This is a genomic window from Trichocoleus desertorum ATA4-8-CV12, from assembly GCA_019358975.1.
GTDB lineage: Bacteria > Cyanobacteriota > Cyanobacteriia > FACHB-46 > FACHB-46 > Trichocoleus > Trichocoleus desertorum_A.
Window position 1 is genome coordinate 1 of record JAHHIL010000016.1, and the last position, 26,222, is coordinate 26,222.

At 47.2% G+C, this 26,222-nt stretch carries 28 protein-coding genes and 1 tRNA gene; 19 read left to right on the forward strand and 10 right to left on the reverse strand.

The annotated features are described in order from the left end of the window. Nucleotides 1-78: 78 nt before the first annotated feature. A complete protein-coding gene (locus KME12_13415) occupies nt 79-675 on the reverse strand; it encodes a hypothetical protein (GenBank protein MBW4488779.1) in 597 nt (198 codons plus the stop codon). A gap of 358 nt (nt 676-1,033) precedes the next feature. Here KME12_13415 and KME12_13420 point away from each other — a divergent pair, with 358 nt between their 5' ends. The 6 genes from KME12_13420 (at nt 1,034) to KME12_13445 (ending at nt 5,093) form a co-directional block, all read left to right on the forward strand. Next, on the forward strand, nt 1,034-1,330 hold the full coding sequence (locus tag KME12_13420; protein MBW4488780.1) for a hypothetical protein: 297 nt from the start codon (nt 1,034-1,036) through the stop codon (nt 1,328-1,330). Nucleotides 1,331-1,401: 71 nt separating this feature from the next. Then, nucleotides 1,402-2,431 (forward strand): IS630 family transposase gene (locus KME12_13425; protein MBW4488781.1). Its coding sequence is split into 2 segments (ribosomal slippage): nt 1,402-1,832 and nt 1,831-2,431, totalling 1,032 coding nucleotides; the frame shifts between segments, so codons are not numbered across the junction. Nucleotides 2,432-2,440: 9 nt separating this feature from the next. Further along, nucleotides 2,441-3,031 carry a hypothetical protein gene (locus KME12_13430; GenBank protein ID MBW4488782.1) on the forward strand — a complete coding sequence of 197 codons (591 nt, stop codon included), beginning with the start codon at nt 2,441-2,443 and terminating at the stop codon, nt 3,029-3,031. A 118-nt stretch (nt 3,032-3,149) separates the two neighbouring features. Further along, nucleotides 3,150-3,692 (forward strand): transposase, encoded by a 543-nt coding sequence (locus tag KME12_13435; protein ID MBW4488783.1) that lies wholly within the window; start codon nt 3,150-3,152, stop codon nt 3,690-3,692. A 243-nt stretch (nt 3,693-3,935) separates the two neighbouring features. Further along, nucleotides 3,936-4,460, forward strand: a complete 525-nt coding sequence (locus KME12_13440; GenBank protein ID MBW4488784.1) for a hypothetical protein — start codon at nt 3,936-3,938, stop codon at nt 4,458-4,460. Nucleotides 4,461-4,838: 378 nt separating this feature from the next. Then, a complete protein-coding gene (locus KME12_13445) occupies nt 4,839-5,093 on the forward strand; it encodes a hypothetical protein (protein MBW4488785.1) in 255 nt (84 codons plus the stop codon). Here KME12_13445 and KME12_13450 read toward each other — a convergent pair. Continuing rightward, on the reverse strand, nt 5,080-5,940 hold the full coding sequence (locus KME12_13450; GenBank protein ID MBW4488786.1) for a hypothetical protein: 861 nt from the start codon (nt 5,938-5,940) through the stop codon (nt 5,080-5,082). The two genes, KME12_13445 and KME12_13450, sit on opposite strands and share 14 nt — an antisense overlap. Nucleotides 5,941-6,073: 133 nt before the next feature. Here KME12_13450 and KME12_13455 point away from each other — a divergent pair, with 133 nt between their 5' ends. The 6 genes from KME12_13455 (at nt 6,074) to KME12_13480 (ending at nt 11,854) form a co-directional block, all read left to right on the forward strand. Next, a complete protein-coding gene (locus KME12_13455) occupies nt 6,074-6,868 on the forward strand; it encodes a phosphodiester glycosidase family protein (protein MBW4488787.1) in 795 nt (264 codons plus the stop codon). Nucleotides 6,869-7,199: 331 nt separating this feature from the next. Next, a complete protein-coding gene (locus KME12_13460) occupies nt 7,200-8,297 on the forward strand; it encodes a YsnF/AvaK domain-containing protein (protein ID MBW4488788.1) in 1,098 nt (365 codons plus the stop codon). 108 nt (nt 8,298-8,405) lie between these two features. Continuing rightward, complete coding sequence (locus tag KME12_13465) at nt 8,406-8,921, forward strand: BON domain-containing protein (GenBank protein ID MBW4488789.1); 516 nt, start codon at nt 8,406-8,408, stop codon at nt 8,919-8,921. Nucleotides 8,922-8,952: 31 nt separating this feature from the next. Then, the gene (locus KME12_13470) at nt 8,953-9,759 is read left to right on the forward strand and encodes an aldo/keto reductase (GenBank protein MBW4488790.1); all 807 of its coding nucleotides are present in this window, start codon (nt 8,953-8,955) and stop codon (nt 9,757-9,759) included. A gap of 146 nt (nt 9,760-9,905) precedes the next feature. After that, nucleotides 9,906-11,177: a glycoside hydrolase family 10 protein gene (locus KME12_13475; protein ID MBW4488791.1), complete on the forward strand. Its 1,272-nt coding sequence runs from the start codon at nt 9,906-9,908 to the stop codon at nt 11,175-11,177. Nucleotides 11,178-11,251: 74 nt separating this feature from the next. Continuing rightward, on the forward strand, nt 11,252-11,854 hold the full coding sequence (locus KME12_13480; GenBank protein ID MBW4488792.1) for a 2OG-Fe(II) oxygenase: 603 nt from the start codon (nt 11,252-11,254) through the stop codon (nt 11,852-11,854). A 7-nt stretch (nt 11,855-11,861) separates the two neighbouring features. Here KME12_13480 and KME12_13485 read toward each other — a convergent pair whose 3' ends face one another. Both KME12_13485 and KME12_13490 read right to left on the reverse strand, forming a co-directional pair. Then, nucleotides 11,862-12,602 (reverse strand): phosphatidate cytidylyltransferase, encoded by a 741-nt coding sequence (locus tag KME12_13485; GenBank protein ID MBW4488793.1) that lies wholly within the window; start codon nt 12,600-12,602, stop codon nt 11,862-11,864. A 629-nt stretch (nt 12,603-13,231) separates the two neighbouring features. Next, complete coding sequence (locus KME12_13490; GenBank protein ID MBW4488794.1) at nt 13,232-14,038, reverse strand: class II glutamine amidotransferase; 807 nt, start codon at nt 14,036-14,038, stop codon at nt 13,232-13,234. Between the two features lie 390 nt (nt 14,039-14,428). Here KME12_13490 and KME12_13495 point away from each other — a divergent pair, with 390 nt between their 5' ends. The 5 genes from KME12_13495 to KME12_13515 all read left to right on the forward strand — a co-directional run bounded on the left by KME12_13495 (nt 14,429) and on the right by KME12_13515 (nt 18,968). Next, entirely contained in the window at nt 14,429-15,754 is a 1,326-nt protein-coding gene (locus KME12_13495) for an FAD-dependent oxidoreductase (GenBank protein ID MBW4488795.1), read from the forward strand. Nucleotides 15,755-15,820: 66 nt separating this feature from the next. Further along, entirely contained in the window at nt 15,821-16,516 is a 696-nt protein-coding gene (gene cysE, locus KME12_13500) for a serine O-acetyltransferase (GenBank protein MBW4488796.1), read from the forward strand. A gap of 248 nt (nt 16,517-16,764) precedes the next feature. Then, nucleotides 16,765-17,325 (forward strand): transcriptional regulator, encoded by a 561-nt coding sequence (locus KME12_13505; GenBank protein MBW4488797.1) that lies wholly within the window; start codon nt 16,765-16,767, stop codon nt 17,323-17,325. Next, entirely contained in the window at nt 17,322-17,684 is a 363-nt protein-coding gene (locus KME12_13510; protein MBW4488798.1) for a PAS domain-containing protein, read from the forward strand. The genes KME12_13505 and KME12_13510 overlap by 4 nt, the downstream gene beginning before the upstream one ends. A 60-nt stretch (nt 17,685-17,744) precedes the next feature. Then, nucleotides 17,745-18,968, forward strand: a complete 1,224-nt coding sequence (locus KME12_13515; protein ID MBW4488799.1) for a response regulator — start codon at nt 17,745-17,747, stop codon at nt 18,966-18,968. Nucleotides 18,969-18,977: 9 nt separating this feature from the next. Here KME12_13515 and KME12_13520 read toward each other — a convergent pair whose 3' ends face one another. Then, on the reverse strand, nt 18,978-19,334 hold the full coding sequence (locus tag KME12_13520) for a hypothetical protein (GenBank protein MBW4488800.1): 357 nt from the start codon (nt 19,332-19,334) through the stop codon (nt 18,978-18,980). Nucleotides 19,335-19,454: 120 nt separating this feature from the next. Next, the gene (locus KME12_13525) at nt 19,455-20,861 is read right to left on the reverse strand and encodes a sugar porter family MFS transporter (GenBank protein ID MBW4488801.1); all 1,407 of its coding nucleotides are present in this window, start codon (nt 20,859-20,861) and stop codon (nt 19,455-19,457) included. A 546-nt stretch (nt 20,862-21,407) separates the two neighbouring features. On the opposite strand from KME12_13525, the gene KME12_13530 reads away from it, so the two are divergent. Together KME12_13530 and KME12_13535 are read left to right on the forward strand one after the other, a co-directional pair. Further along, entirely contained in the window at nt 21,408-22,622 is a 1,215-nt protein-coding gene (locus KME12_13530; protein MBW4488802.1) for a patatin-like phospholipase family protein, read from the forward strand. A 69-nt stretch (nt 22,623-22,691) separates the two neighbouring features. Next, nucleotides 22,692-23,399: a DUF547 domain-containing protein gene (locus KME12_13535; GenBank protein ID MBW4488803.1), complete on the forward strand. Its 708-nt coding sequence runs from the start codon at nt 22,692-22,694 to the stop codon at nt 23,397-23,399. Here the strand turns inward: KME12_13535 and KME12_13540 are convergent. The 4 genes from KME12_13540 to KME12_13555 all read right to left on the reverse strand — a co-directional run bounded on the left by KME12_13540 (nt 23,381) and on the right by KME12_13555 (nt 26,168). Beyond that, nucleotides 23,381-24,148 (reverse strand): TIGR04283 family arsenosugar biosynthesis glycosyltransferase, encoded by a 768-nt coding sequence (locus tag KME12_13540; GenBank protein ID MBW4488804.1) that lies wholly within the window; start codon nt 24,146-24,148, stop codon nt 23,381-23,383. The genes KME12_13535 and KME12_13540 overlap by 19 nt on opposite strands. Before the next feature lie 11 nt (nt 24,149-24,159). Further along, nucleotides 24,160-25,263 (reverse strand): AI-2E family transporter, encoded by a 1,104-nt coding sequence (locus tag KME12_13545; GenBank protein ID MBW4488805.1) that lies wholly within the window; start codon nt 25,261-25,263, stop codon nt 24,160-24,162. A 602-nt stretch (nt 25,264-25,865) separates the two neighbouring features. Then, on the reverse strand, nt 25,866-26,024 hold the full coding sequence (locus tag KME12_13550) for a helix-turn-helix domain-containing protein (protein ID MBW4488806.1): 159 nt from the start codon (nt 26,022-26,024) through the stop codon (nt 25,866-25,868). A gap of 70 nt (nt 26,025-26,094) precedes the next feature. Beyond that, nucleotides 26,095-26,168 (reverse strand) — tRNA-Val (locus tag KME12_13555). Nucleotides 26,169-26,222: the final 54 nt, after the last annotated feature.

A 26,222-nucleotide genomic window follows, 5' to 3' on the forward strand; every position in this document is an offset into this window, starting at 1 on the left:
GAATCAAATTGCTGGCTGAGGAATTAGAATCCTATCTCCCCTTCTGGCAACGGTCTGAAACTTTACCCAAATGGGATATCACCATTCTTCCTGCTTGACAGGGGTGTTATTTATTTGCAACCCCCTACGCTGGTTAGCATTGCGCTTCGTCTCCTGTGCCTTGAGATGGGCCATGACTACAGTAGCAAAGGGGTTCCGGTTGGCTTCTAACTCACCCCATTTCGCTTGATAGTCCAGCAACTTGACCGTGGCAAATTGAAATGACAATTGGGTGCCTGGGTAGCTGAACTCGTAGCGGTTGGGTCGCCACTCTGCTTTAGCGTCACACAAAATCGCTAAACTGACCGCAGGTTGACGAAAGCGGTCAAAGATTCGCAGGGCATAGACAAACATGCGTTCGGCGAAATTGGCTTCCGGTTTGGCTTGCACCTCCACATGCAGGAGCAAGAACAACGCCTTCCCGCGCTTGCGCCAGACTTTAACCAACAGGTCGGCATAGCGTTTGCCAATTTCTGTATCAGGGGCGATCTGCTGGAATTCCTTATCCAAAAACTCTAGTGGCTGCTTCCAGTCAATCAGGGGATGCAGCTCCGGAAAGAAAAACGCGATCGCCTCTGGAAAGTACTGGCGGAGAATATCTTTCCAGGGAGAGTCTTGGTCGGTACGCACAGCCATAAGTAAACAGGCAGGAGGCAGCCGTGAAATTGTACCATCAAGGCTTAAGTGCAGCATCGAAGATACCCTTCCGGGTGGGAAGCGCGAAGGCTTCACCTTCAAACCCGTGGGCGATCGCTTTCTCAGCTTGGTTTTTGAGGATTCAGGGAATTGATTCTCAAAGTTTTGTAGAGATTAGAGTCGTATTGTTATAGAACCAGAGGCTGCATGGAGCGTATTGCGGTGGTTGGGACTACGGGTTCTGGCAAAACAACGTTGGCTCGAAACATTTCCCAACGTTTAAGCATTCCTCATACGTCGTGCCACTACGCCAGGAGCTACCTGTTTCTTTACCGTTGTCACCTATCAAGGGCAGAAAGTGTTCCAGGAACATGAAACACTTAAGTCGTTACGGCAGGCTTTTCGCATCGTTAAAGCCACTCACCCGTTTACCATCGAAGCCATTGTCGTTCTTTTAAACCATCTGCATTGTGTTTGGTCTCTCCCTCCCGGTGATGCTGATTTTTCCACTCGCTGGCGATTGATCAAAACCACGTTTACTCGCGCTTGTCCTGAGCGGTACAAACGGCAGCGAAATCACTCTCAGCTCGATAAAAAGAAGCCGTATGGCAGCGTCGCTTCTGGGAGCATCAAATTTAAAATGAGCCTGATTTGAAGCACCATATATAGCAATCCCAAGCCATTTATGAGAACACAGAAGGAACTAAAAAATCCCTGAAATGACTGATGCTAGACGACCTGACTGACTTCATTCGCTCCAATCCCGATGCGCGTGAACTCAAGCGAGCGATCGCCGTTCAGATGTTTCTTCAAGGGTATAAGCATCGGGAGATTGGTGAGAGTTTAGGCGTCAGTTCAGGCTTCATTAGCAAATGGACTCAGAGCTACGAACAGGCGGGGGTCGCTGGGTTGAAACTAAGATACTCAGGCTCAGTCGGGTCCCTAAAACTAGAGCAGCGACAGGCCGCGATCGCCTGGTTGAAGCACAAGAATTATTGGAATCTGGCCGAACTCCAAGCGCACCTGGAGCAGGAGTATGAGGTGGTGTTTGACTCCAAGCAAAGTTACTACACCCGGTTTGAGCAAGCAGGGATTAGCTGGAAGAAAACGCAAAAGCGCAATCCGCAGGCAGACCCAGAGTTGATAGAGAAAAAAACAAGAAATTACTGCCTGGTTGGAGGCACGTCGGCGTGAGATCCTCTGCGGGGCGTTAGTGGTCTTCTTTGCGGATGAATGTCATCTGCTGTGGGGCGACTTGTGTGGGTATGTGTGGGGCAAAACGGACGAACGCATCGAGCTTCCCCTGCTCAACGAACGACTCAAGCAAACCTACTATGGGGCAGTGGATATTCACACTCGACGCTGCCTGATTCAAAGGGCAGTGGCAGGCAATTCCGAGGGCACGATTGCGTTTCTCCAGTATCTGCTGAGTCAATGTCCTCACAGTCGGATTGCCTTGATTTGGGATGGAGCCAGCTATCATCGCTCCCAAGAGGTGAAAGAGGATCTCGAATCAGTTAACCAAGGACTTGATGAGTCCCAGTGGAAAATCACTTGTCTCTGGTTTGCTCCGAATGACCCCAAGCAGCACCCGATTGAAGATATTTGGTTGCACGCCAAGCGATTCATTCGAGAGTACTACCACTTATGTCAATCATTTAAGGCCGTTAAGTTCCTATTTGAGTTCGTGACCCATCAGCAAACCTTTGATTTCCCAAAACTTTCCACTTATGGCTGCTTCTCACAAGTCACTTAGGATTGCTATATGACTATACGATTTCTGCAACCTTTAACTACCTCTGGCAATCTCGATGTTGCCCGCAAACAAATTGAGAAGGTAGTGATTGCATTGCCTGGTTCAGATGATGTTTCAATGATTAAACAGCCAGGATGGGTAGCCATACCTTGCGAAAGTAGTGATCATTTTGATCATGACGATTGCGTTCGATTATGGCAAACAGTTTCGGAATACGGTTATCAAAACATGATTGGTGTTGCCTTGGAGTCGATGGCAGGTAATGAAGGTTTTGAGGGAGTGTTGCTTCCAACAACATTAGAGGCTATTGAGGAATTTGATAGTCTATATAGCTTCTACTGGTGTGCTCTTTACGCAGGAAAGCCTGACTGGATGATTCTCTTTACAAAACTTGACTACTTTGTCATAGCTGGATCAGAAAGTTTTGTTCGTAAATTGGTTGGGTGTGAATTTGATGAGGCATTTAACACTTTTCATGACTACTTGTTAGACGAATCCTACCAGCCTCTTAAAGAACACTTGACGGATGTTTATCAACACTTGTTACATGATTATCCGAGAGCAGCTCCTGGAGAGGTTGTAATTTTACGTGAGCATTGATCTGTAAAGTACGATCGCCTTCAGTAGGTTGGGTTGAGGTCACAAAACCCAACAGCTCAAACGGTTAGCTGACTCATCTACAATGCCCATACTAGTGATAGCTGAATTGGGCAATCAGATGCACTATCGTCGTGCCACCACACCAGGAGCCACCTACTTCTTTACCGTTGTCACCTATCAACGGCAGAGAGTGTTTCATGTGCCTGAAACAATTGATTCATTACGGCAGGCTTTTCGCACCGTTAAAGCCACTCACCCGTTTACCATTGAGGCCATTGTCGTTCTTCCAGACCATCTGCATTGTGTTTGGTCTCTCCCGCCCGGTGATGCTGATTTTTCCACTCGCTGGCGATTGATCAAAACCACGTTTACTCGCGCTTGTCCTGAGCGGTACAAACGGCAGCGAAATGACTCTCGGCTCAATAAAAAGGAACAAGCGGTATGGCAGCGCCGCTTCTGGGAGCATCAAATTCGAGATGAGCCGGATTTGATGCGCCATGTAGATTACATTCATTACAATCCGGTGCATCATCAGCTTGTCAAACACCCCAAGGATTGGCAGTATTCAAGTTTTCATGGGTATGTAAACAGAGGAATCTATGAGGTTGATTGGGGAGCGGAAGATACCCTGCTGCCCAAAGATACCATGAGATATGAATGATGAATCGTGGATAGAGGGATGTTGGGTTGACGGAGGAAACCCAACCTACTGAGGGCGATCGCACTTCATGGTAGTGGGAATATTGAACAAGTTACTCGAAGTGATTGACTTACATTGTAATGAGAAGCTTGTTGTAACCTTCAATCAGCCGCGAATCAATGTCTGGAAAAAGTTAGATAAGTGATTATGATATGTGGGCAGATTTATTCCCGCTTATCACAAAACTATAAGAGAACGGTTGAAATGAAGAAAATACCAATTGAAAGAGTTAGACGTATAGCTCAAGAACTTTCAAAGCAAGCTCTAAGTGAATATAGCTTACCAGATGGCATTAAAAACAATTTGCATTTAACTACAGGCTTTGAAGATGATTGCCATGTATTTCACCTTTACGTTCCCGAAGAAAAGCCTGAAGACGGAATTATAGCTACAATTAGAGTTCATGCGGTTACTGGTGATTCTGCTATTGAAGTTTTCCTTCCCCGGATTGGTGAGGAGAAGGGAGTAGATAAGGCTAAGAAACTTTCAACTGTTCGATTGGAAGGCATAGCTCGGACGTTCGCCAGAGAAGTATTACGCCGCTATATTATCCCTGAAACTGTCAAAGAGAAGGTAGTATCAAGGGCTAGCTATCAGGACAATTTTTATGTAATTGAAGATTATGTTCCTGGAGAACAAGCAGAGGACGACAAAACCATCGCTATAATTAGAGTAAATATTGATACCACAGAGGTGGAAATGGAGGTTTTCTTAGAGGAAGCTCCATAAAGATATCCTTCAAGAAATATTTTCGACACTAGAAGACTGGGGCACAACTTCAAAACCGAGAGACTGAGCTGTTTTCTTCAAGTGTTTAACTAAGCGTTCTCAGTGTGATCGCCCTCAGTAAGCTGGGTTGAGGTCACGAAACACCTCAAACCGTTAGCTGCTCTGGCCTTGACTTTCAGAAACGGAATCGTCTCCCAAACCCTTAGTCCGTTCAGATCGCTCCCTAACTCTTCAACAGTGGTTGTACTGAACTGATTCTGACTCGTTCTCAAAATACCAGTGAAATTCTATAGACTTCTCTCTGTCGGTAAAGAAATCTGAATCGGAGCTTGAAATAGCTTCATCTGTTCTTTCCTCACCCCCGTAAGAATTAGCACTATGAGTGGATTGGTGCAAATCGGCGATCGCCTTGTGACAACGGCAGAGATGCTTCCCCTGCTGATTGGGTATGAACTGTTTCCGCAGTTTTGTCGGCAACTCATCATCGACCAAGCGATCGCAGCAGTTGAATGTAGCGAGGAAGAGCGAGATTGCGCCCTGCAAGAGTACTGCGAAGCCCACCAAATCACCGACGCAGGCGATCGCCCCAGGCCGCCCAAACTTGGCTCGAAGGACTGGGCTAGTGATCTCTAATCAGCGAACCAGAGACGAAAACAGCCTCTTTTAGCCAATAGTCTTGCATCTCAGTAAAGGTTTTTACTTGTCTGCCATAGATGGGATTGCCCAGCAATAGGGTTTGTTTTGCAGGATCAATTGCCAACAGAGCGATCGCATGGGAGATTTTGGCTGCTCCTACAGGCTCCATCACATGCAAAACAGCGAGTTGCTGACGGTTCACCAAATCTTGAATGCTTAAATTACGCTCGTATTGGGGAGATAATCCTAGAGCCTGCATGGCATGGATTTCAGCGATCGTACTTGTACCCCTACGGCTAGTTCCAGCTAGTTGCACCACATCTAATTCAGTAATGGGTGTATTGGGATTCACTAGTTGAGCGACTGTGGCGATAGATGCCGCAGCACAACTGTAAGGAGTAGTTTGCAGCACAACTTCCTCTGAAACTCTAGCGGCTTGTACCAAGTTGGTAATTGGCAACTGGTAGTACACCAAGAAGCAAGTTGCCGACAAGCTCACCAGTAGAAACAAAATCAGTTGTTGTAGGCGTTGTACATCTTTCCATGCTGGTAACTCTAGCGATAGGATTAGCCCAGTACAGAAGCAGCAAACCGCTAAAATAACATCCCAAATGTAAGTTCCCACATATAGCAAAAGGAAGTTGGGTACCAAAGGACTGCTGCGCCCTGCTACTAGAACAATACTTAGCAGAGTCCCAATGCCTAGTGCCAGTAGACTAATGACATAGACCTGCTTTTGATGGTGCTGTAGGGCGTTGGCAGCGGTGAAACCCCGCCGAGCTAAGACTCGACCTGTAAAGAGACCTGCCAAAAAAGAGATTAGGGTAATGGTTAATAGAAACACAAGCTCAACTACTGGTTGCAATACGCGATAGACGGGCTGAGCCTAGAATTCCCACTAATAGGCCGAATGATGACTAGTGAGTGCAAGAGCGATCGCCCCAAGCAGCCCAAACTTGGTTAGGAGGATTAGAGGTATGAAGTTGAACATTAGGTTCAAAAAGTCAATCAATATTATTCTGTTTTGTGTAATCTCATTTTGCTGTCTAAGTATTGTCATTGCTTGCCAAGAAACCAAACCTGCCAATGTTAGGGCTGATCAACACTTTAAGACTGAAGCGATCGAGGTTTATGAATTTAATCAGTATGGAATGACGATTGCGCAACTGTCAGGTGGTTTCGATTTGATTTATATCCCTGAAAAGGCCGATGTTGTAAAAACACTAGCCGAGAAGCAGAACTATCAATATGTGATCAATGGCTCCTTTTTTGATGGCACTTATGCTAAAGCAAAACACGCGGGCTGGTTGTGGATTTTGGGCCAGAACTATGCCTCTATTAAACAAGACCCTCAGCTCACTCATGTGGCGGTGTACAACACAAAAACTCAGCAACTTCAATTTGTGGACTACCAAAACTTTACTCCTAGCCGCAGCAATGGGGTGACTGAGTTCCAATCAGGCCCAATCGTTGTAGAGAATAATCAGGTAGCTAAAAATTACATTGCTAACAGTCTTAACGGATCTGCTCCCTATACGCGATCGCTCCTAGCTACAACGGACGATAAAACGAAGTATTTCATCACTGTGAGAAAACCTGTCCGATTAGATGACCTAGCCAATTATTTGTTATCACTACAAATTTTTGTAGGAAAGCGCTTGAATGTGCTGAATTTGGATGGAGGCCCATCAGTAGCGCTCTATTCTAAAGAGCTGAGCAATTTACGCTATAACGACACAGCCCAATTGCCAATTTTGTTGGGAATTCGTTAGGTAGGGCTATACAACACTCCAATCAAGCTTGTCAAACTCAGCCGTTTTTGTGGCTAGGTTGACATCAATTCTTATGTCTATCAAACGAGTGATCAACGGGTAAGAGATTACATCTATGGATGAATGCTCAATGGACTTTAGTGTAACAAGATTAGAGAGTTGTCAGCTTATAACCGTTTTACAAAAACATAGTGACAAAATAAAATCTTTGAGTTTGTGCGATCGCCTAAAATTTCTGTCGTAAATTCTTTTTTTTAGTCCCCTATCATGTGGACTGAAGATACTTTTGAAAAATAGTTCTTTAAAAAATACTCTGAACCGGGAGGGAGAAATGGCTTTAGGACAACATAGAAGAGCGATCGGTATATTTTCGAGCCGCGAGCAGGCAGAACCGGCATTAAGGGAGCTACGAGATAGTGGGTTCCCAATGGATAAAGTTTCTGTGGTCGCTAAAGATTCAAGCCACAGCCATGAGCGGCTAGCTAATACTGAAGTTACGCATCACGTTGGGAATAAAGCCGATGAAGGCGCAAAGACAGGTGCTATTACGGGCGGTACTTTGGGCGGCATCACAGGTCTACTGGTTGGCCTCGGTTTCCTGGCAATTCCAGGCCTTGGGCCAGTCATGCTAGCAGGAGCAGGCGCAACTGTTTTAGCCACTACCCTCTCAGGCACAGCGATTGGGGCTGCCACAGGAGGCTTGTTGGGGGCTTTAGTTGGGCTAGGTATCCCTGAAGAACGAGCTAAAGTCTATAGCGATCGCGTGGCTCAAGGTGATTACTTGGTAATGGTCGAAGGCACAGACGTAGAACTGCGGCGTGCTGAACAAATTCTTCACCGTCGCGGTATTCAAGAATGGGGCGTTTATGATGCCTCCCATCATGACACACCTAGCACCGCTGCTCTAGGGGATACAAGGCTAGCGGATCGTCCTGCAACCACCCCTCGCGATCGCGTTCTAGATCAAACCAGTGCGACCCCCTCAACCCCTCAACCTGATTTGGATGTGCGGGATACCCAATCCATTGATTTGTACGAAGAACGACTGGTCGCCGACAAAACCCGTCAAAAAGCAGGAGAAGTCACAATTGGTAAGCACGTTGAAACTGAAACGGTGCGGATTGAAACTCCAATTGAACGAGAACGGGTGATTGTCGAACGTGTCATTCCAGAGGGTGCCGACAGATCCGTAGCTGTTGATGAGACGAGCTTTCAATCCGGGGAAATCCTTCGGGTTGAAGTGTACGAAGAAACGCCAGAAATCCACAAACAGGTAGTTGTCCGTGAGGAAGTCAACCTACGGAAAGAAGTTACCCAGGATGTGGTTAAGGCTGAAGATACAGTACGTCGTGAAGAAATCCACGTTGAAACGGAAGGGCATCCTGCGGTGGATGTAGACCGCGATCGCCTTCCTAAAGATCGAATTTAGTTCTATGCCTAAGGACCGCGATCGCCTCTCAGAGATTGAGTCTTGATGCTTGAGCAGCGATCGCCCTCCAATAAGGTCTGATGAATCATAGTTTTAGTAGACAAAATCATGAAAAAGTTAATTCCCTTGTTTCTAAGCGGTGTTTTAGTCCTAGGCTTAGCAGCTTGTGACACCGCTAGAACCAGTACCAGTTCGCCCGACACGGCAACTCAGCCAGAGAGCAACCTAAAAGAACCCGTTGCCCAGAATAATCAAGATGATGCCACCTCCGAACTGCGAAGAAGGCAACTAAATTCTGATATTCGTGCCGCTGAACAACGCAACAACGCCACCGGAGGCGATGCCAACAAAACCGATAATGATCTGCAAAGCGAAGTGCGCTCGAAGTTGGAAGCCAATTTACCCCAAAGCGAGCTAACCATCACTGCGGAAGAAGGAGCTGTTACTATTGCTGGCACAGTAGTAGACGAGGAACAACTCAACAAAATCGAACCTTTAGCGAAAGAGATTAAGGGTGTTCGCACTGTCGCTGTCCAGGCCAACGTAGCTTCCCACGCCCAGCCAGATGAACCACCTGCGCCAGGTTCTAAAGAAACGACAGGAATTCATACAGATTCGAATTGATCATTACAGCTTGCACCGTTTAGCTCAGGTAATGGAACTGACAACACTTGCAGGAAAATCCATTAGTTGCCTGGGCTTAGCTAGCCGACGGGTGCAGGAATCAGCTTGTGTGTCTCAAGCATTCGCGGCTGGAGTCAACTACTTTTTCTTCTATAACTTAGGTGCCGAGCATTTCTTGAAGGCGTTGAAATCACTCGCGATCGCCCAACGAGCAGCCTTATGTATTGCAACAGGAAGTGAGCAGCGCAGTCTCACCGCTCTCAGAGAGTATCTCGATCAAGTGAGACAGACATTAGCGACCGATGTAGTAGATGTATTTTTCGCGCAATATATATCTCCCAGCGATGATCCTAAGGAGATGGGCGCAGCTCTAGAGGAGCTATATAGATGGAGAGCGCAGGGATATATTCGTTATGTGGGAGTTAGCACGCACAATCGCGCGATCGCCTTGGAGATGATCCAAAATCAGCGCTGTGATGTCCTAATGCATCGCTACAACATGGCCCATCGCAAAGCAGAGGTTGATGTTTTGCCAGCCGCAGCTCAAGCGGATATCCCTGTCGTGGCATTTACCGCCACTCGTTGGGGTACTCTGTTGCGATCGCCAGCTACTTGGCCTCATGATCCTCCTAGCGCCACTGACTGCTATCGCTTTTCGCTACAGCCTTCTGCAATCCCAGTGGTTTTAACTTCACCTGCCAACTTAACAGAATTGACGGCCAATCTTAGCGTTGTACAAACTCCTGCTTTGACTCCAGAAGAAATCGCTTATTGGCAGCGTTACGGAACTTTGGTCTATGGGAATGGTCAGGATAAATTTGAGATCCAATGGCTTTAGTGTTTCATCGTCCACAATTATTTATTGGGTAAGTCCGGTTAAACGGGCGATTTTGTTGTAATTACAAATACCTATACAATAGTTGACTTGGATTTCACTACGAAAGCATGCGATCGCAAAACTGGGTAGCCCATTCATTCAAGCCAATGAAACGACCACTACGCTTCTTTTCCAAAGGCTGGCAGCAATCGCTTAAGTCTTGCTTCTTGTTCTGCTTGGCAGCGTCCCTGACTGTTTTGCTAGCGGGGCAGCCTACCAAAGCGATCGCCCAAACTCCAACCCCAGAATTAGCGCCCTTTCCAGAGGTGCTCCTCCCAGAGGTTAGCGTCCCACAACCTGTACCAAAAACTCATCAGGAAATCCGTGGGGTTTGGATGACTGAGAATGACAATGACATTCTCAGAGATCACGTCAAGCTACAGGATGCTGTGGGTCAACTGGCTCAACTGAACTTCAATACGCTTTATCCTGTAATTTGGAATTCGGGGTATGTGCTGTATCCCAGCGCCGTCGCTCAACGCCATGAGATCCAGCCTTTTGTCCGCAAAGGTTTACAAGGGCAGGATATCCTAGCAGATCTGATCACTCAGGCCCATCAAAAAGGATTACTCGTTATTCCTTGGTTTGAGTTCGGTTTCATGGCACCTGCGGTTTCGGAGTTGGCAGCTAATCGTCCTGAGTGGTTCACCCACCGCCGCGACGGTAGCCTAACCACAGAAATTGATGCTGGTGAGGTGATGTGGTTGAATCCTTTCTTGCCAGAGGTGCAGCAGTTTATTGCCGATCTGGTGCTAGAAGCCGTGACTCAATACGATGTCGATGGCATTCAGTTTGATGACCACATGAGCTTACCTGTTGAGTTCGGTTACGATCGCCATACCTTAGCTTTGTACAAACAGGAAACTAAGAAAGACGCTCCAGCCAATGCTCGTGATCCAGAGTGGATGCGCTGGCGGGCTGATAAAATTACGACCTTCATGGCTCAGCTCAATAAAGCAGTTAAGGAAAGAAAGCCAAATGCTATCTTCTCTGTGTCTCCTAACCCCTATGACTCCGCCTATAGCGGCTATCTGCAAGACTGGCTAAGTTGGGTGCGAAAGGATATCGTGGATGAGCTGATCGTGCAGGTGTATCGTCCTGATATGCAGAGTTTTCTAGGACAAATTACCCGCTCGGAACTTCAAGAGGCCAGCCAAAAAATTCCTACAGGAGTTGGGGTGCTGACAGGCTTGAGAAACAAACCCATGCCGATGTCCTTGATTCAGTCAAAAGTCACGGCTGCTCGCGATCGCGGTTTAGGCGTCTCCTTCTTCTACTACGAAAGTCTTTGGGAGCAAACCCCTGAACCCGCAGCAGAAAGGCAGGCCAACTTTCAGGCGCTTTTCCAATCTCGCGTGGCGCGTGCGGTGACAGAGTAAGTTAGGGTTGCGACTACCCATGAATTGGATATGCTAGAAACGCTCCACCTCTCAACCTAGATTAGTTCAAGCGCTTGAAATACTACTCTCAAGATCGGGATGTTTTTCCCACTCAATACCTCAACGACCTACGAAGCCAAATTCTCGCCTGTTCTTACTTAGCGGTGAATAATCTCAACCGTGACTTTGTAGGAACCAAAGGGTTTTCAGTCGTGTTTCAACGCTCAGAACTAGGAGAGGTGGAGCGGCAATTCCCTTTCTTTAAACCTTATCTAGACCGAGCCTTACTACCCCATTGCAACGCCTTTTACCTCAATCCCCTATTACTAAAGGAAGGCTCACGTGTCGATCCACATATCGATCGCTCGTTGCGGTCTTATTGCAAAACGGTAGAACCGCCCATGATGGTGAGCGTGCTCTATGTACAGGTACCAACCAATCTAGAGGGTGGAGAATTGGTCTTACGTCGCCAAAAGCAGCAGGTGGGGCAGGTAAAGCCTCAAGCGAATACGCTAGTGTGTTTTCAAGGGGATTTGACCCATTCTGTCAATGCCGTAAAGACTTCTGGAATGCGGCTGAGCTTGGTTTGTGAGCAATACAGCCTCAGCGACAGGGAGTTGCATGATATCCCCACCTTAACCATAGAATCTAGGGCCATGAAGGCAAAACGTAGATAGAAACGGGCTATAACAGCCACAACCCCATCGCGATCGCCACCACTCCTAACGTAATGTTGTCAATATCTGGAAATGGTAGAGCTTCTACAAGAGTTGCTACAAATGCGATCGCAGCAACGGCTCCTGTAGTGTTCATAAGATTGATAGGCGGCTGAAAGTGCCCCAGGTGATTAAAGAGAATTAGAAAGCCTAAGCCAAACCCAAAACTGCCCAAAAACATAGCCGTTGAGCCTGCCCAGCTTTTATCGGGGCTAAAGGGTAGCTTGTGTTTGCCCAGCCGTCGTCCCACAATATCTGCTAAGCCATCACCGCCACACATCAGCATCAAAGCCAAAATGCCTATAGGAGAGTTGCGCCAGAACAACACTGTGCAGAGAATAAAGGCAATGCCGTAATACAACGGCCCGCGCAGAATTTCGGCTGGCTTGCCCTCACGGGTCATAGCTTGGACGGCGGCAGGGTCAGCAATCAGTTGGGTGCCAATGGCCAAAAACTGGAGGGTAATTGCAAGAGGTACCAGAGCTGCAAAATACCGCGCGATCGCCTGCTCGCTGTAGAGATGCCAGCAGAGGACAAACAACGGCCCCGTGCCAATATGAATAATTTTACGACTGAGTTTTTGTTCTAGCCAGCCTCGTTGCGCCAGCGTGTTTATTAGCTTGAGCCAACTGAGAGCGATCGCAAAGGTAACTGCCGTGGCCGCAATATCTTGAACGAGGGAATTAGCTAATAAATTACTCAATTCCATGCTTTAAATCAACAAACAACAGCATCCAGAATCGTTCCTTACAATAATCTCCTCCAATAAGGTGAGCTTGCCTAGAGTTGTGCTGAAAAAAGATTTGAACTAAATCTTTTTAGGGAAAGTATCAGCAACGAGGCTCTCTTTTAATCCAGAAGGGAGATATGAGAAACAGAATTGGATGCTGTTGTAAGTTTGGTTGATAAATTCGCAAAGAACTTATTTGCAATCTGCATCGATTCGGAGACTGGACTACTTACGACCCAGAACGATTCTTGTGATTGGCTTTCCCACATAGGTTGAGTTTACTTGGAGTTGGGCTGATGTAAGACTTCATTGAAGCGTAAATTTCAGTGAAACTATCAGCAACAGAGCTCCCATTTAAAGTGGAGAGAAAATACTAAGAACCAGTTTAAATGCAGCGGTAATTTGGCCCAGTAGATAAGATGAGGAATTAATTTTTGACCTCCTCTTGACGTGCAACGTAACGATTTACTCGTCTCAGAAGCTAATTAGCTTCTATTAACAGAATACTCCGATTTTGTAGCTTGGATGACAATGAAACCAAAGTTTACGATCGCGTGATTAAGCGCTCTAAATTATGCCTAACTTGGGTTTGCCTAAGCTGAGTTTGCCTAACTTGGGCGATCGCGAGTGGGTGTTGCAGCCGTCTCTGGTTTCAGGGGTAAGCCATCTCGAAAGACCAGCAGTTCTCCTGGCTGAAAGGAAGTCCAAACTTCGTTATCGGTCAGCGGCACAGTGGCAATAATCGCAACGCGATCGCGAGGGGTGGTCAGCTCCTGAAAATCTACGGTGAGGTCAGCATCAATGAGATGGGCTGCTGCAAAGGGAGCTTGCCGCACGATGTAGCAAAGTTTGGTAGAGCAGTGGGCAAAGAAATGTTCGCCATCAGAGAGCAAGTAGTTGAAGGTGCCTTGCTGGGCGATCGTGCCAGTGACTTCTTGCAGGACTGGATAAAGTTGCTCTAAAGGTGGTTTGCCCTCTGGAAAAGCTTGCCGCAAAGTATTCATAATCAAGCAAAAAGCCCGCTCACTGTCGGTTTGGCCTACGGGGCGATAAAAGCCACTGTTTTCGGGATAAAAGTCGGGTAAGTCGCCGTTGTGAGCCATGATCCAATACCGCCCCCACAGTTCCCGGCGGAAGGGATGACAGTTTTCTAGTGCCACAACCCCAAACGTCGCTTTGCGGATATGGGCGATCACATGGGTGGATTTGATTGGATACTGCCGCACCAGCTCAGCTACTGGGGAGGTAGAGGAAGGTTTTTCATCTAGAAATAAACGACACCCTAACCCCTCAAAGAAGGCAATTCCCCAACCATCTTGGTGTTCATCGGTTTTGCCACCGCGCGCTGAAAAACCTTCAAATGAAAAGCAGATATCGGTGGGTACGTTGCAATTCATTCCCAACAGTTGGCACATGGAGACAATATCTCAATCATCTTTTAGCCCTTTGATTGTACGCGGATTGTACGCGCGATCGCCTGCAAATAATCCTCCCAAGAGATAGCCACTTAAGGTATCGGTCGGCAGCTTAGGCCGTAGATGACTCATTAACCGTCTTTACGCCTCGCGATCAGTACTATTTTGTATATTCACTCAGTCGGGTGGTGTGCTATCGTACTCTTCCTGATTCATGTTTCATCCTTCTTTTTTGGAAGTGCGTTCAAAAAATTGTCTACTCTTTTTCGGAATTAAAGTTCCGGATTGGGTAGTAGTCAATATCGAAGCTTGGTTCGCAAGCCGGAAGGTGACTTGACTTTGCACTTTCCGTTACCGAGTCATCTATATTGCTAAGCGTAGGAAACTTTCATGAAAATTGCCATCATTGGTGCTGGTTTGTCTGGGCTCGCTGTCGCATATTACTTGAGCAAAGCTGGGAAACAAGTCACAGTTTTTGAAAAGAGCGATCGCATTGGGGGCAACGCTCATACAGTTCCGGTACAGGTTGGCGATCGCGTGCGCTGGGTAGATTTGGGCGTGAATGATTTTAATGCAGCGACCTACACCAACATCGTTAAGATGCTGGACCAACTGAATATCCCTTATAGTCCCTTAGAAGACAGCGCCTCCTTCAGCACTCATGATGGCTCCTACACCTACACCCTAGATGGCAAGGGAGGTACGCAAATGCCAGAATCTCTCCGTCTAGAGTACGAGCGCTTCAAAAGCACAGCTCATATTGATGTAAATAACCCAGCATACTATTACCACTCAATCGCTCAATACCTGCAAGAAAAAGGATATTCACCAGAGTTTGGTCGTTACAATTTATATCCCCGTATCAATGGCATGTATTTTGTCAATGACATGACCCCCGAAATTATGCCGTTTCGTGGAGTCATGAACTACTACGGTTTGCAGGAAGGATTTGGTAGCCAATCACCCAAACGTTGTTATTTTACTCAAGGTTCTAGCAGCTGGATTGAAGCATTGGGAGACGCGGTTACAGGCTTAGGAACTCGATTTCGGTTCAATGCTCAAGTATCCATTCGGAGCAAGGGCGATGCAGTTGTAGTTGACACTCCTGATGGTTCTGAAATTTATGACGCTGTGGTAATGGCGTGTCATGCTAACACCGCTCTCAAGCTGCTCCAGCAGGGCATTACTCAAGACATGGTCAATGTCTTAAGCGCTTTCGAGTACACCAGTAGCGTCGCCGTTGCCCACACCTTCTCCCCGGTGATGCCATTAAATAAAAACGCTTGGCGCACCTACAATATTCGCATTCACGACAATGCAGCCGCTCAATTGAGACCTTACAGTATCTCCTATGTTTGCAATCGCCATCAAAATGATACTGTCAATCCATTGCATAATGGTTACGAAAACCCTGAGTTCTTTGTCAGCCTGAACCCATCCACTCCAATCCCCGACCAATATATCCTGCGAACTCCAGAAGGCAAACAAGCGATCGCTTACTTTTACCACAACGTCTTAAACCAGACTGCATTAATCGCCCAGGAAAACCTGCAAAACATAGTCCAAGGACAAAACAACATCTTTTTCACGGGGGGATGGACTAAAGGGGCTGGCTTACATGAAGAGTGTTGGCTCTCAGCAATGTCTGTATCCGAAAGGATTCTGAATTCTACTGCGCTTGATAGCAGAAAAGTTTACGCCACAACATCTGTATAGTCCCAATCACTTGCGAGCTTTCGAGCAGAAACAATCAAGCCCCAATTCAAGAAATAATTAGTACCAATGTTGAAAACTTTGAGCGCTGATTTCCGGATCATTTCTGAGCGTGATCCTGCTGCACGCAATTGGTTAGAGGTTGTCTTTTGTTATCCGAGCCTGCATGCACTATTTTGCTATCGCATCGCGCACACACTTCATCGCTTGAAGACGCCACTGCTCCCTCGATTAATTTCTCAACTCGCTCGCCTTTTGACAGGGATTGAAATTCACCCTGGAGCGACAATTGGTAAAGGTGTCTTTATCGATCACGGGATGGGAGTTGTGATTGGAGAAACTGCCATTGTTGGAGATTACGCTTTGATTTATCAGGGTGTGACGCTTGGTGGTACAGGGAAACAAGTGGGGAAACGACATCCAACCATTGGGGAAAATGTTGTGGTCGGGGCAGGAGCTAAGGTTCTGGGTAATATCCAAATTGGTGATAATGTCCGCATTGGTGCTGGTTCTGTAGTTTTGCAAGACATTCCCTCTGATTCCACCGTCGTTGGTATTCCCGGTCGTATTGTTCGCCGTCAAGGCCAATCAGTCGGTGTGCTCGACCATCAAAAGCTCCCTGACACAACTGCGGAGATGGTTCGCTCCTTATTCTCCCGGATTGAATTTTTAGAACAACAAGTTGAGCATCTAAAAGTACAACAAAGTTTGTCTGCCACCTCAACAGCGATCGCAAGTATTGAGAAGATTCGCGTGACAGTATAATGCGCGATCGCCCTCAAAAGCCGCACCACAAAACCCCGGTTTGACAGAATGCGCCACTAGCTGCTCTAATTCCTGAACGACAAGCGGTTCTAAACAACATAGAGCCGATGTAGCTTTGCTAAAGCCTCACATAACACAGCACCTATTTAGATATACTAAAGAAGGGCCGCTCTGCCTAGGGGTATTATAACTAGGGACATTATAAGCCTTGGATAAGTTCTGCTCAGCTCCCTTCACAAGATATTGCTATGAATAGCTCTCTTAAGCCGGAAATCCCTGTAAAAGATCTCAAAATTCCTTTGGAGCGCGATGTATTTTTGCGTACCTTAATTCGCGAATTGGCGGGTACATTGCAGGATGTTGTGGGTTTAGAGGAAGCCTCTGGGTTTATTAGTGTCGTGGGTCAAAACATGGGGAGACAGATTGACCAGAGCTATAAAGCAGCTTTAGAAGTGTCCCATTTAACGCGCGAGCAAGTGGCTGATGTCTTGGTGGATTTGAAGCAGCGAATCCAGGGTGACTTTTATATCATTGAACAAACAGACGAAAAGATTGTCTTAGGGAACCGAGTTTGCCCCTTTGCTGAAAAAGTCATCGATCGCCCCGCTATGTGTATGATGACCTCCAATGTCTTTGGCTCCATTGCGGCGGACAATTTAGGATACGCCAAAGTAGAACTACAAGAAACGATCGCTATGGGTGCGCCTGGATGCCGCGTTGTCGTCTATTTGCAACCCACCCCAGAGGCGGAAGAAAGTCACGGCAGAGAATATTTCAAGGGAGGACATGAGGGAGAGAACCAGGGTTGACTCCCGAACAGTTTCTTGAATTTGCTCGGCCCCTACCAGAACCGATGCTCCTAATAACGGGGAACGGTCAAATCTTAGCTACCAATCCGCCATTTTCCAAGATGCTGGGTTTACCCCGCCAACTTTGGCAAGGGAAGATGATCTTTGAGATGGCGACCGATCCTGTTGATAAGGTTAAACAGTATCTGCGCGCTTGCTCCAGCAGTCGAGAAATGGTGATTGGCTCTTTAACCTTGAGTGGCAACGATGGAAAGACTTGCTTATGCCGCTGCGAAGGAGCTGTCATCCGACCGTGGGCACCCGAGTCCCCTGCACTCATTTTATTGCGCTTGAAAAACCAGGAATCTGCCAGTAGCTGATTTACCCTGCTAAATAAGAAGATCGATGAATTAGCCAAAGAGATTCGGCAGCGTCAACGGGTGGAAGAAGAGCGGACGCAACTTCTAGTGCAGGAACAAAAAGCCCGGGCGGAAGCTGAAAAACTGAATCGCTTGAAGGATGAATTTCTATCCACCGTTTCCCATGAACTGCGAACTCCCCTTAATGCCATCCTGGGTTGGTCTCAAATCCTCCGTGCTAGTCAGGTGGACGAAGCTAGGATGAGTCGAGCCTTGGAGACGATCGAGCGCAATGCCAGATCCCAGGCCCAGTTGATTGATGATCTTCTGGATATCTCACGCATTATTACAGGCAAGATTCGCCTCAATGTGCAAACGGTTGAGCTATTGCACGTAGTTGAGGCAGCCATTGATACGGTACGACCTGCCGCTGATGCCAAGAGCATTCATTTGCGATCGGTACTTGATCCCGCAGCAGGCCCTGTTTTAGGAGACTCCGAACGGTTACAGCAGATTGTCTGGAATTTGCTCAGCAATGCGATCAAGTTCACCCCAAAACAGGGGCGGATTCAGGTTTGTCTGCAACGCATTAATTCTCATGTTGAGATTGTGGTAGTAGATACAGGTCAAGGCATTAGTGCAGAATTTCTTCCCCATGTCTTTGAACGCTTTCGGCAAGCAGATGGTTCCATCACCCGATCTTTTGGGGGGCTGGGGCTAGGTTTAGCGATCGTGCGCCAACTGGTAGAGTTGCATGGCGGAACAGTACATGCAGAAAGTCCGGGCGAAGGGCAAGGCGCAACGTTTACCGTAAAACTGCCCTTGATAGCCGTGGTGCCAAAAGCGATTGAACTAGAACGAGTGCATCCAGCCGTGGGAGGTACTGTCCCGTTTGACTACTCTCCGCGGCTAAAGGGATTGAGGGTACTAATCGTGGATGACGAGCCGGATATGCGAGATTTATTGGCTTACACGCTAAAAGCTTGTGGGGTAGAAGTCATCGCCGCCGACTCAGCAAATGCAGCAATCTCAGTCTTGACCGAATCTTCACAGCCAATGGATATATTAATCAGTGATATTGGCATGCCTGAGGAAGACGGTTATTCTCTGTTGCGTCGAGTCAGAGCCCTAAAGCCAGAGAACGGAGGCAGAATTCCCGCGATCGCCCTGACCGCCTATGCCAGAACTCAAGATCGTACCGCTGCGCTCTTGGCAGGTTTCCAGTCCCATATTGCTAAACCCGTTGAACCTGCTGAATTGGTTGCCGTAATCGCCAATTTGGCTGGACGCATCAATGGTATCTAGGGTACAACTCTACCTGTTTACACCTTGGTTTATACCCTGATTGATCTCACCTGATCTTAAAGGCGTGCCAACGGGGCTAATTGTCGTTTTGTCCACCGTAATTCGAGTTCCATCCCGATAATAGAAGCTGGTAGAACCATCCCCGTGTTTGATCGTTGCGGCAGGAGAAGCCACTTGTCCCCGCGTAGAGCGGATGGCACCGTTGGAATAAATCCGAGAGCTATTGGGGTAGTTGAGTTGGTTGTTTCTAGTATTAGGAAAGTTAAAGGTTCCCAGTCTATCGATCGCGGCTTGGGCATTGACCGCAGCGCCACTCAATAGCTCTAGGACTACAACTACTAATGCACCTGTTACTAGGCGTTTCATCACACGGCCTCAGCAAAAATCAAATTTATTGTGATAGGCACCGTGAATAAATCCTAGTGCCTACCTCTATTATCCCAATTACTTTTCGACCTGAGCGTTCTTTTGAGCACGCAAGCTGGATTACATTTGTTCTAACTCCATCCCTTTCGTTTCCTTCACTAAGAAGATCACAAAGAAGAGAGACATAGCTGCTGCTGTGGCATAGAGAGCATAAGCAGTGCCTAGACCAAACGAGTCTAGCAATGGTGGAAAGGTAGTGGAGACAATGAAGTTAGCCACCCATTGAATCGCCGCACAAGCAGCCAACGCCACTGCTCGAATTCTGTTGTTAAACATTTCGCCTAACAACACCCACACCACAGGCCCCCAGGAGAAGCCAAAGCAGAACACATACAGGTTAGCGGCTATCAGCGCAATAATGCCTTGAGAACCTGCTAAAACAGGGTTGCCCGCCGGATCAAGAGAAGCATTGCTAAACACAGTTGCCATAGTGCCCAAGGTGAGCATCATCCCCAGCGACCCCAGAACCAAAAGTGGTTTGCGACCAAATTTATCTACAAAGGCGATCGCGACTAAAGTGGTGACAATGTTAGTGACTGAAGTAATCACTGTAATCCAGAGGGAACTGGCCTCGGTAAACCCAACCGATCGCCATAGGACACTGCTGTAGTAAAAGATAACGTTGATGCCGACAAACTGCTGGAAGATAGATAGCCCCATTCCTAGCCAAACGATCGGAATCAGACCACCTTTACGACTAAACAGGTCCGAGAACTTCGCAGTGCGATCGCGGAATACAGTCTCGCGAATTTCTTGAATCTTGGTTTTTACATCAATAGTTCTATCTACCTTGGCAAAGACAGCTGCTGCTTCAGATTCTCGTCCTTGTGCCACTAAGTACCGGGGAGACTCTGGAATTCTCAATGCCGCTACACCATACAGAATAGCGGGAGGAATTTCTGTCCAAAACATCCATCGCCAAGCAGCAATGCCAAACCAAAAGGGTGAAGCAGCAGAACCCGCAGAAACAGCAATAAAGTAGTCAGAGAGCAAAGCTAGAAAAATCCCGACCACAATAGCTAATTGTTGCAAAGATCCCATTCTCCCCCGCAGATGTGCTGGAGAAACCTCAGCAATGTAAGCGGGAGCAATGACACTAGCCGCCCCAACCGCAATCCCTCCTAAAAGTCGCCAACAAATAAAGTCCCAAATGCCAAATGGCAACCCAGATCCGATCGCGCTAATGGTAAACAATGCCGAGGCAAGGAGCATGACTTGGACCCGACCGAAGCGATCCGAGATTTGACCTGCAAAAAAAGCTCCGATCGCGGAACCTAAGAGTGCTAAGGAAACTGCCAAGCCGATCAGCACGCTATTTGCTTGAAAGTGGGCTTGCAAAGCTGCAACCGCACCATTAATAACCGCTGTATCAAACCCAAACAAAAAGCCACCAAGGGCCGCCGCTCCACAGATCAGCAGAATAAAGGAGCGATTGTCATGAGCAGTAGGTTGATTTGTTGAAAGCATGACTATACTTTTTAAATAAGTTTCGTTAAGTCAGTCGATTGCAAAACTAGCCAACAAAAAATAGGAGCCAGCCTTTTACAAGGATGTTGCGCTCTTAGCTCTCATATTCTTGGTTGGGACTTAACTTTACTGTGATTTCTAGCTGCTGCTCATCTGCCCTAGCGGACATGTTGTTTTTCGAACATTCTCTCTCAGAGAGAAATCCCTCTTCCTACAGATATAGTATAGATATGGTAGCGGTTGATACAAATATGCTTTATCGAATCGACTCGAACTGCAAAGTCATAGAAATGATTGGTGGGGCCGCCGTACCCAAAGATATAGTAGTTACCTGTTTTTGGTAGTTCATACTCAAATGGCTGCGATCGCTCGAATCGTAGGCTTAGCCTTCTAGACAGCAGAATTGTAGAATCTTGTCTGATTGTAGGGTACAGTTCTCTCGGAGATATCTCATCAACTTTAAATTAAAGGCCTGCTTTCCGGACTCTAAGCGGATAAACGGGTAATACTCTGCCATAAGATTTTAGATTTTTAAGGAAAACTGCTATGACATTTCGGATTCTCAGCTTGGATGGAGGTGGCATTCGGGGAATTATCGCAGCGCGAATTCTGCAAGCGGTGGAGCACCAGTTAGATGGACCACTGAATCAACATTTTGATCTGATCGCCGGGACTTCTACAGGCTCATTGCTTGCTGCTGGGGTCGCTTTAGGCTTTAGCAGTGAGAGATTAGTCAATCTTTACCAAAATCGTGGCAAGACAATTTTTCCCTATTGGAATTGGTGGGGATATTTTGTGCCGCAGCGCTTGGGATTGCTTGCACGATATGGTCTGACCAGTTTTCCTCCTTCTATTTCTGTGCCTAAATTCTCTGATGAGGGCCTGCTCAAAGTGCTGCAAACAGAGTTAGGCGATCGCCCGTTCTCCGAAATCAGCCCTAATTCTGAATCTAATAAATTATTGATCACAACTTACGACACCATCCGGCGCACTCCTATCGTGTTCAAGAGTTGGCGGCCAAGGAAGTGGTATGCTGATGTGCCTTTGTGGGAACTCTGTGCTTGCTCAGCTTCCGCTCCTACCTATTTTCCTGCCCATCGTCTCCTGATCCAAGCAGGTGGGACTGCTAAAGGTGGCACTAGTCAGACAATGACCTTGGCTGCTAGCCCTTGGGAAGACGCGGATGATTACTACAAGATGCAAATCGAAATTGTGGCAGGGCATGGCAAAGGGCAAAAAGGCTCAATTGAGCGCTACGATCTGGCAACGCGGACTGCAACATTGGCAAAACCCTGGTCTGTGGTGCCAGACACGACTTCTGTTTACCAGTTGATGGGTGAGTTTTCTGCGATTGATGGTGGAGTGGGAGCTAACAATCCGACTGCTTGTGCGATCGCCGAAGCCTTGCGGCTAGGTTACTCTCCTCAAGAGATTCAAGTCCTCTCCATCGGCACGGGACAACCGGACTCCACCATTCCTTGGGAGGAAGCGAGACAGTGGGGTCTGCTACGTTGGGCCTGGAATGCTCGTATTCTTAGCGTCACAATGGATGCTCCTTCTGACATTCATGCCTATATTTCTCAACAGATTGCCGATAACGAGCGTTATTTAAGAATTCAGCCTCGATTGGTGTATTCCAAGGAAGGGCTAGATAATGCCAGTGATGAAAACCTGAAAAATTTACTGCGTGATGCTGAAAGGTGTCTGAGCGAAGTACAAGGACGTTTGACCACTTTTCTCAAGCACAATTGGTTGAGCTGAGCGCCGATAATGGTGCAATGGTGCGGTCACTAAAACTGAAACACTGAGACTGTTAGCCTAGGGGGATTTATGGTTGCGATCGCTTTTGCTCCTTGGGATGCGCTCCTGCGGCAATATGTGGATGACCAAGGTCGAGTAGACTATCGAGCTTGGCAGCAAGAACAGCCCCATCAGCTCAATCAATGGCTTTCAACATTCCAATCTCCTGACTTGACTTTGCAGCTCACTCCAGATGAGAAATTGGCGTTGTGGATTAACCTCTACAATGCTTTCACGATCGCTCAAATTTTAGAGCGCTATCCGATTGCGTCGATCCAACCCAAGATTTTAGGTGTGCCGAACTGGTTAGCGTTTCTGTGGTTTTTCTCTCGGCCCGCTCACGGGGTGGCAGGTAAGCGCTACAGTTTGGCGCATATTGAACATAAAATTCTGCGATCGCAATTCCAAGAGCCTCGAATTCATTTTGCCTTGGTTTGTGCCTCCATTGGTTGCCCTCTACTGCGCCATGAAGCTTACTGGCCCGATCGGGTGCAGCAGCAGTTAGAAGCAGATGCCAGTCGCTTTATCCACAATAGAGATAAAGTTCGTTATGACGGAGAAACACAGACGTTATATTGCAGCCAGATCTTCAAGTGGTATCGTCAGGATTTTCTGCAAGTGGCAGATTCTATTCCAGACTACATTCGTCTCTATGCCACAGATCTACCTGTTAATGCTAAAACCCCGATCAAATATCTAGATTACGATTGGCAATTAAATCAGCGGATATCTGCATAGAACTTCTTGAGATAGGTCGCCGAAACTCCTAACCCCCACAGGAAGCCGATATAGGAATAAATAGCAGTCGCTTTGAGCGAACCCCAGCGTGTTACTCGGCGATCGGAGGTTTGCACAATTCGGTTAACCATGCGGATGTGTCCTTTCTGCACCAACTTTAGGCATAAGTCTCCATCTTCCATAATTGGCAAGTTGGGATCGAAGCCACCACAATCCCAGAAGTCACTCCGGCGGCAAAACATGACTTGATCGCCAAACAGCAGGCGTAACCCCTTAAAGAAGAAGAGATGAGGGCGGAACAACAGCGGTGCGTAGTAGGTTTTAAGATAGTGATGCAGGGAGATGCCCCAACGGGTGGTTTGCGGGCCTGCGAGTAAACAGATAAAGCCCCCGCAGGCAACTTGCACATCTGCCAAGGTCTGGCTCATGATGCTCGTTAAGTCATCTGGCACCCAAGTATCGGCATGCAGAAAACAAAGGATATCCCCGCAGGCAACTTCGGCCCCCAAATTCATTTGCAGCGATCGCCCCCGTTGCTCGGTCTCCAGAATGCGAAGTTGTGTGGTTGAAGGCATGCAATCAGAGGTTGCCACGGCTTTGGCGATCGCGACTGTCTCATCTTCACTGCCGCCATCTACGATGATGATCTCGGCAGCAGGAGGATATAACAAGGCCAAGTGGCGCAAGGTGCGCTCTAAGCTACCTGCCTCGTTCAAAGTTGGAATTACAATCGAAACACGAGCTTGCATGAAACGAGAGCTTAAGATTCAACAGTGTTATCAATGACCTCTATCGGGCTGTCAGGAACCTCGACAGTGGCTGGAGCCATACTGAGCTTTGGTTCTGCACCCCACCGATCGAGTACGTCTTTAACTAAAACTTCCTGCACCCAAATCTGGCCCACAATGACCAGAGGGATCGCTAAAAACAAGCCCAGGAAGCCAAAGAAGATGGCAAAAATTACCTGAGATAGCAGTGTAACGACTGGCAAGATGGCGACCTGCTTGGACATAACAAACGGCACCAGCAAAAATTGCTCTAGCTGCTGAATGCCTACATAGAAAGCTAATACAGCTCCTGCTTTCCAAGGAGCATCTAGGAGTGCGATCGCCATTGGCGGAATCAAGCTCAGGGTTGGTCCTACGGTCGGGATGGCTTCCAAGAGACCCGCGATCGCTGCGTTGGCTAGCACCAAAGGCACTCGGAGCAGCCACAGACCAACAGCACTGACCAAGCCGATGACAAGCATATTAATTAGAATACCGCCCATCCAATTAACCAAAGCGATTTCGCATTTCGCCAAAATCTCATCAGCGCGTCTCCGGTAAAACGAAGGGAACAGCAGCACAAACCCATTCCGGTAGGGAGTAGGATTGACCAATAGCATAACGGTCAAAACCACAACTAGCAGCAAGTTCAGCAAGATCGCCAGGAAATTTGAGAACAGCGAGAAGAAATTGTTAAAGGCCCAGGTCGCAAACGGCTGAATTTGGCGAGTCAGATCATTGACGCTGGGTAAATATCGGAGGGGCTGACCTGGTAACTGGGTGCGTAAAGCCTCCACCCAAATTCGCAACCGTTCTAACCCTCGTGGTACCAGTTCTGTCAATAGTTGAAACTGCTCGATAAAGGGTGGAATGGTTATCCCGATAAAGACGAGGAAGAAAACTAGGAAGCAAGAGATAGCTAGGAGGGCGGCAATCCCTCGCTTTGCCCCCGATCGCCGCAACCGTCTGACTAAACGGTTCAAAGCAGTCGCAAACACTACAGCCATAAAGACCAGCAACAGCACCTGCCGGATCTGCCATAGAATGTACATCGAAACCAGCAGGGCAATTAAGCCAATCCATTGTCCTATTTTCATAGCTCTAGATGAGTCCTTTCGCTTAGCGCGGCAGACGAGGGTTGCAAGACAGAATAACCAAGGCTTTCCTGTGATTCATTGTCAGGCTTCCTGGTCAGTCCTCATATCACTCTAAGGTTGAAATTCACCTTTGAAAATAAAAACAACGGACAGAAGCCCTAGCCGCATCAACAATTAATCGTTTGAACATAACAGAACTATAGATTACTTCATATAACCTTTTGCTCTCCTGCCCTCACCTCGATTTTGATAGGTGTGCTTCAGCGCATGGCAATTAGGGCATAAAACCTCTAAATTTGTTGGGACATTATTCAAGAAATTTCCATCAATATGATTGATTTCTAGAGGTATTTTGTTGGTAAAAGGGTTTATTTTTGACCAACTACATTCGCTGCACTGGTAATTAGCTTTCTCTAGTAAGTAGTTTCTAATATGAGAAGAAATTAGAGTTCCGCCAGATATCTGACCGCTGACTTTACCATTCAACCAACTCTCGATATAGAGCTTCTGCCGAAATTGAGCGCTACATAATGAACTGCAATACTTCGCTCTACAGTCGCTGCTCTGCAAAACTTCACTGCAATTCAAACATGCCTTCTCTATCAGCAGTTTTTGCCTTCCTCCTTTAGTGGGGAAAGAGCTAGCTGGTACTTTGCAATCCAATATCGAATGGTTGTCTGACTTTTTCCAACCCTCTCAGCGATCTGTCTGCTAGACAAACCTAAATTTACTAACTCTTGAAGCTTCTGCTTTTCAACCATGAGAGCTGTAAAAAACCTACAGTTCTCATGATAAATTCAGCAATCTGTTAGTACAAACAGACTGAAAAAATGGACACAACAGGACTCGAACCTGTGACCCCTACCATGTCAAGGTAGTGCTCTAACCAACTGAGCTATGCGTCCCAGCGATTTATAAAATTAGCATACTCTTCTAGAAAAGCGCAATCCCTCTGGAAG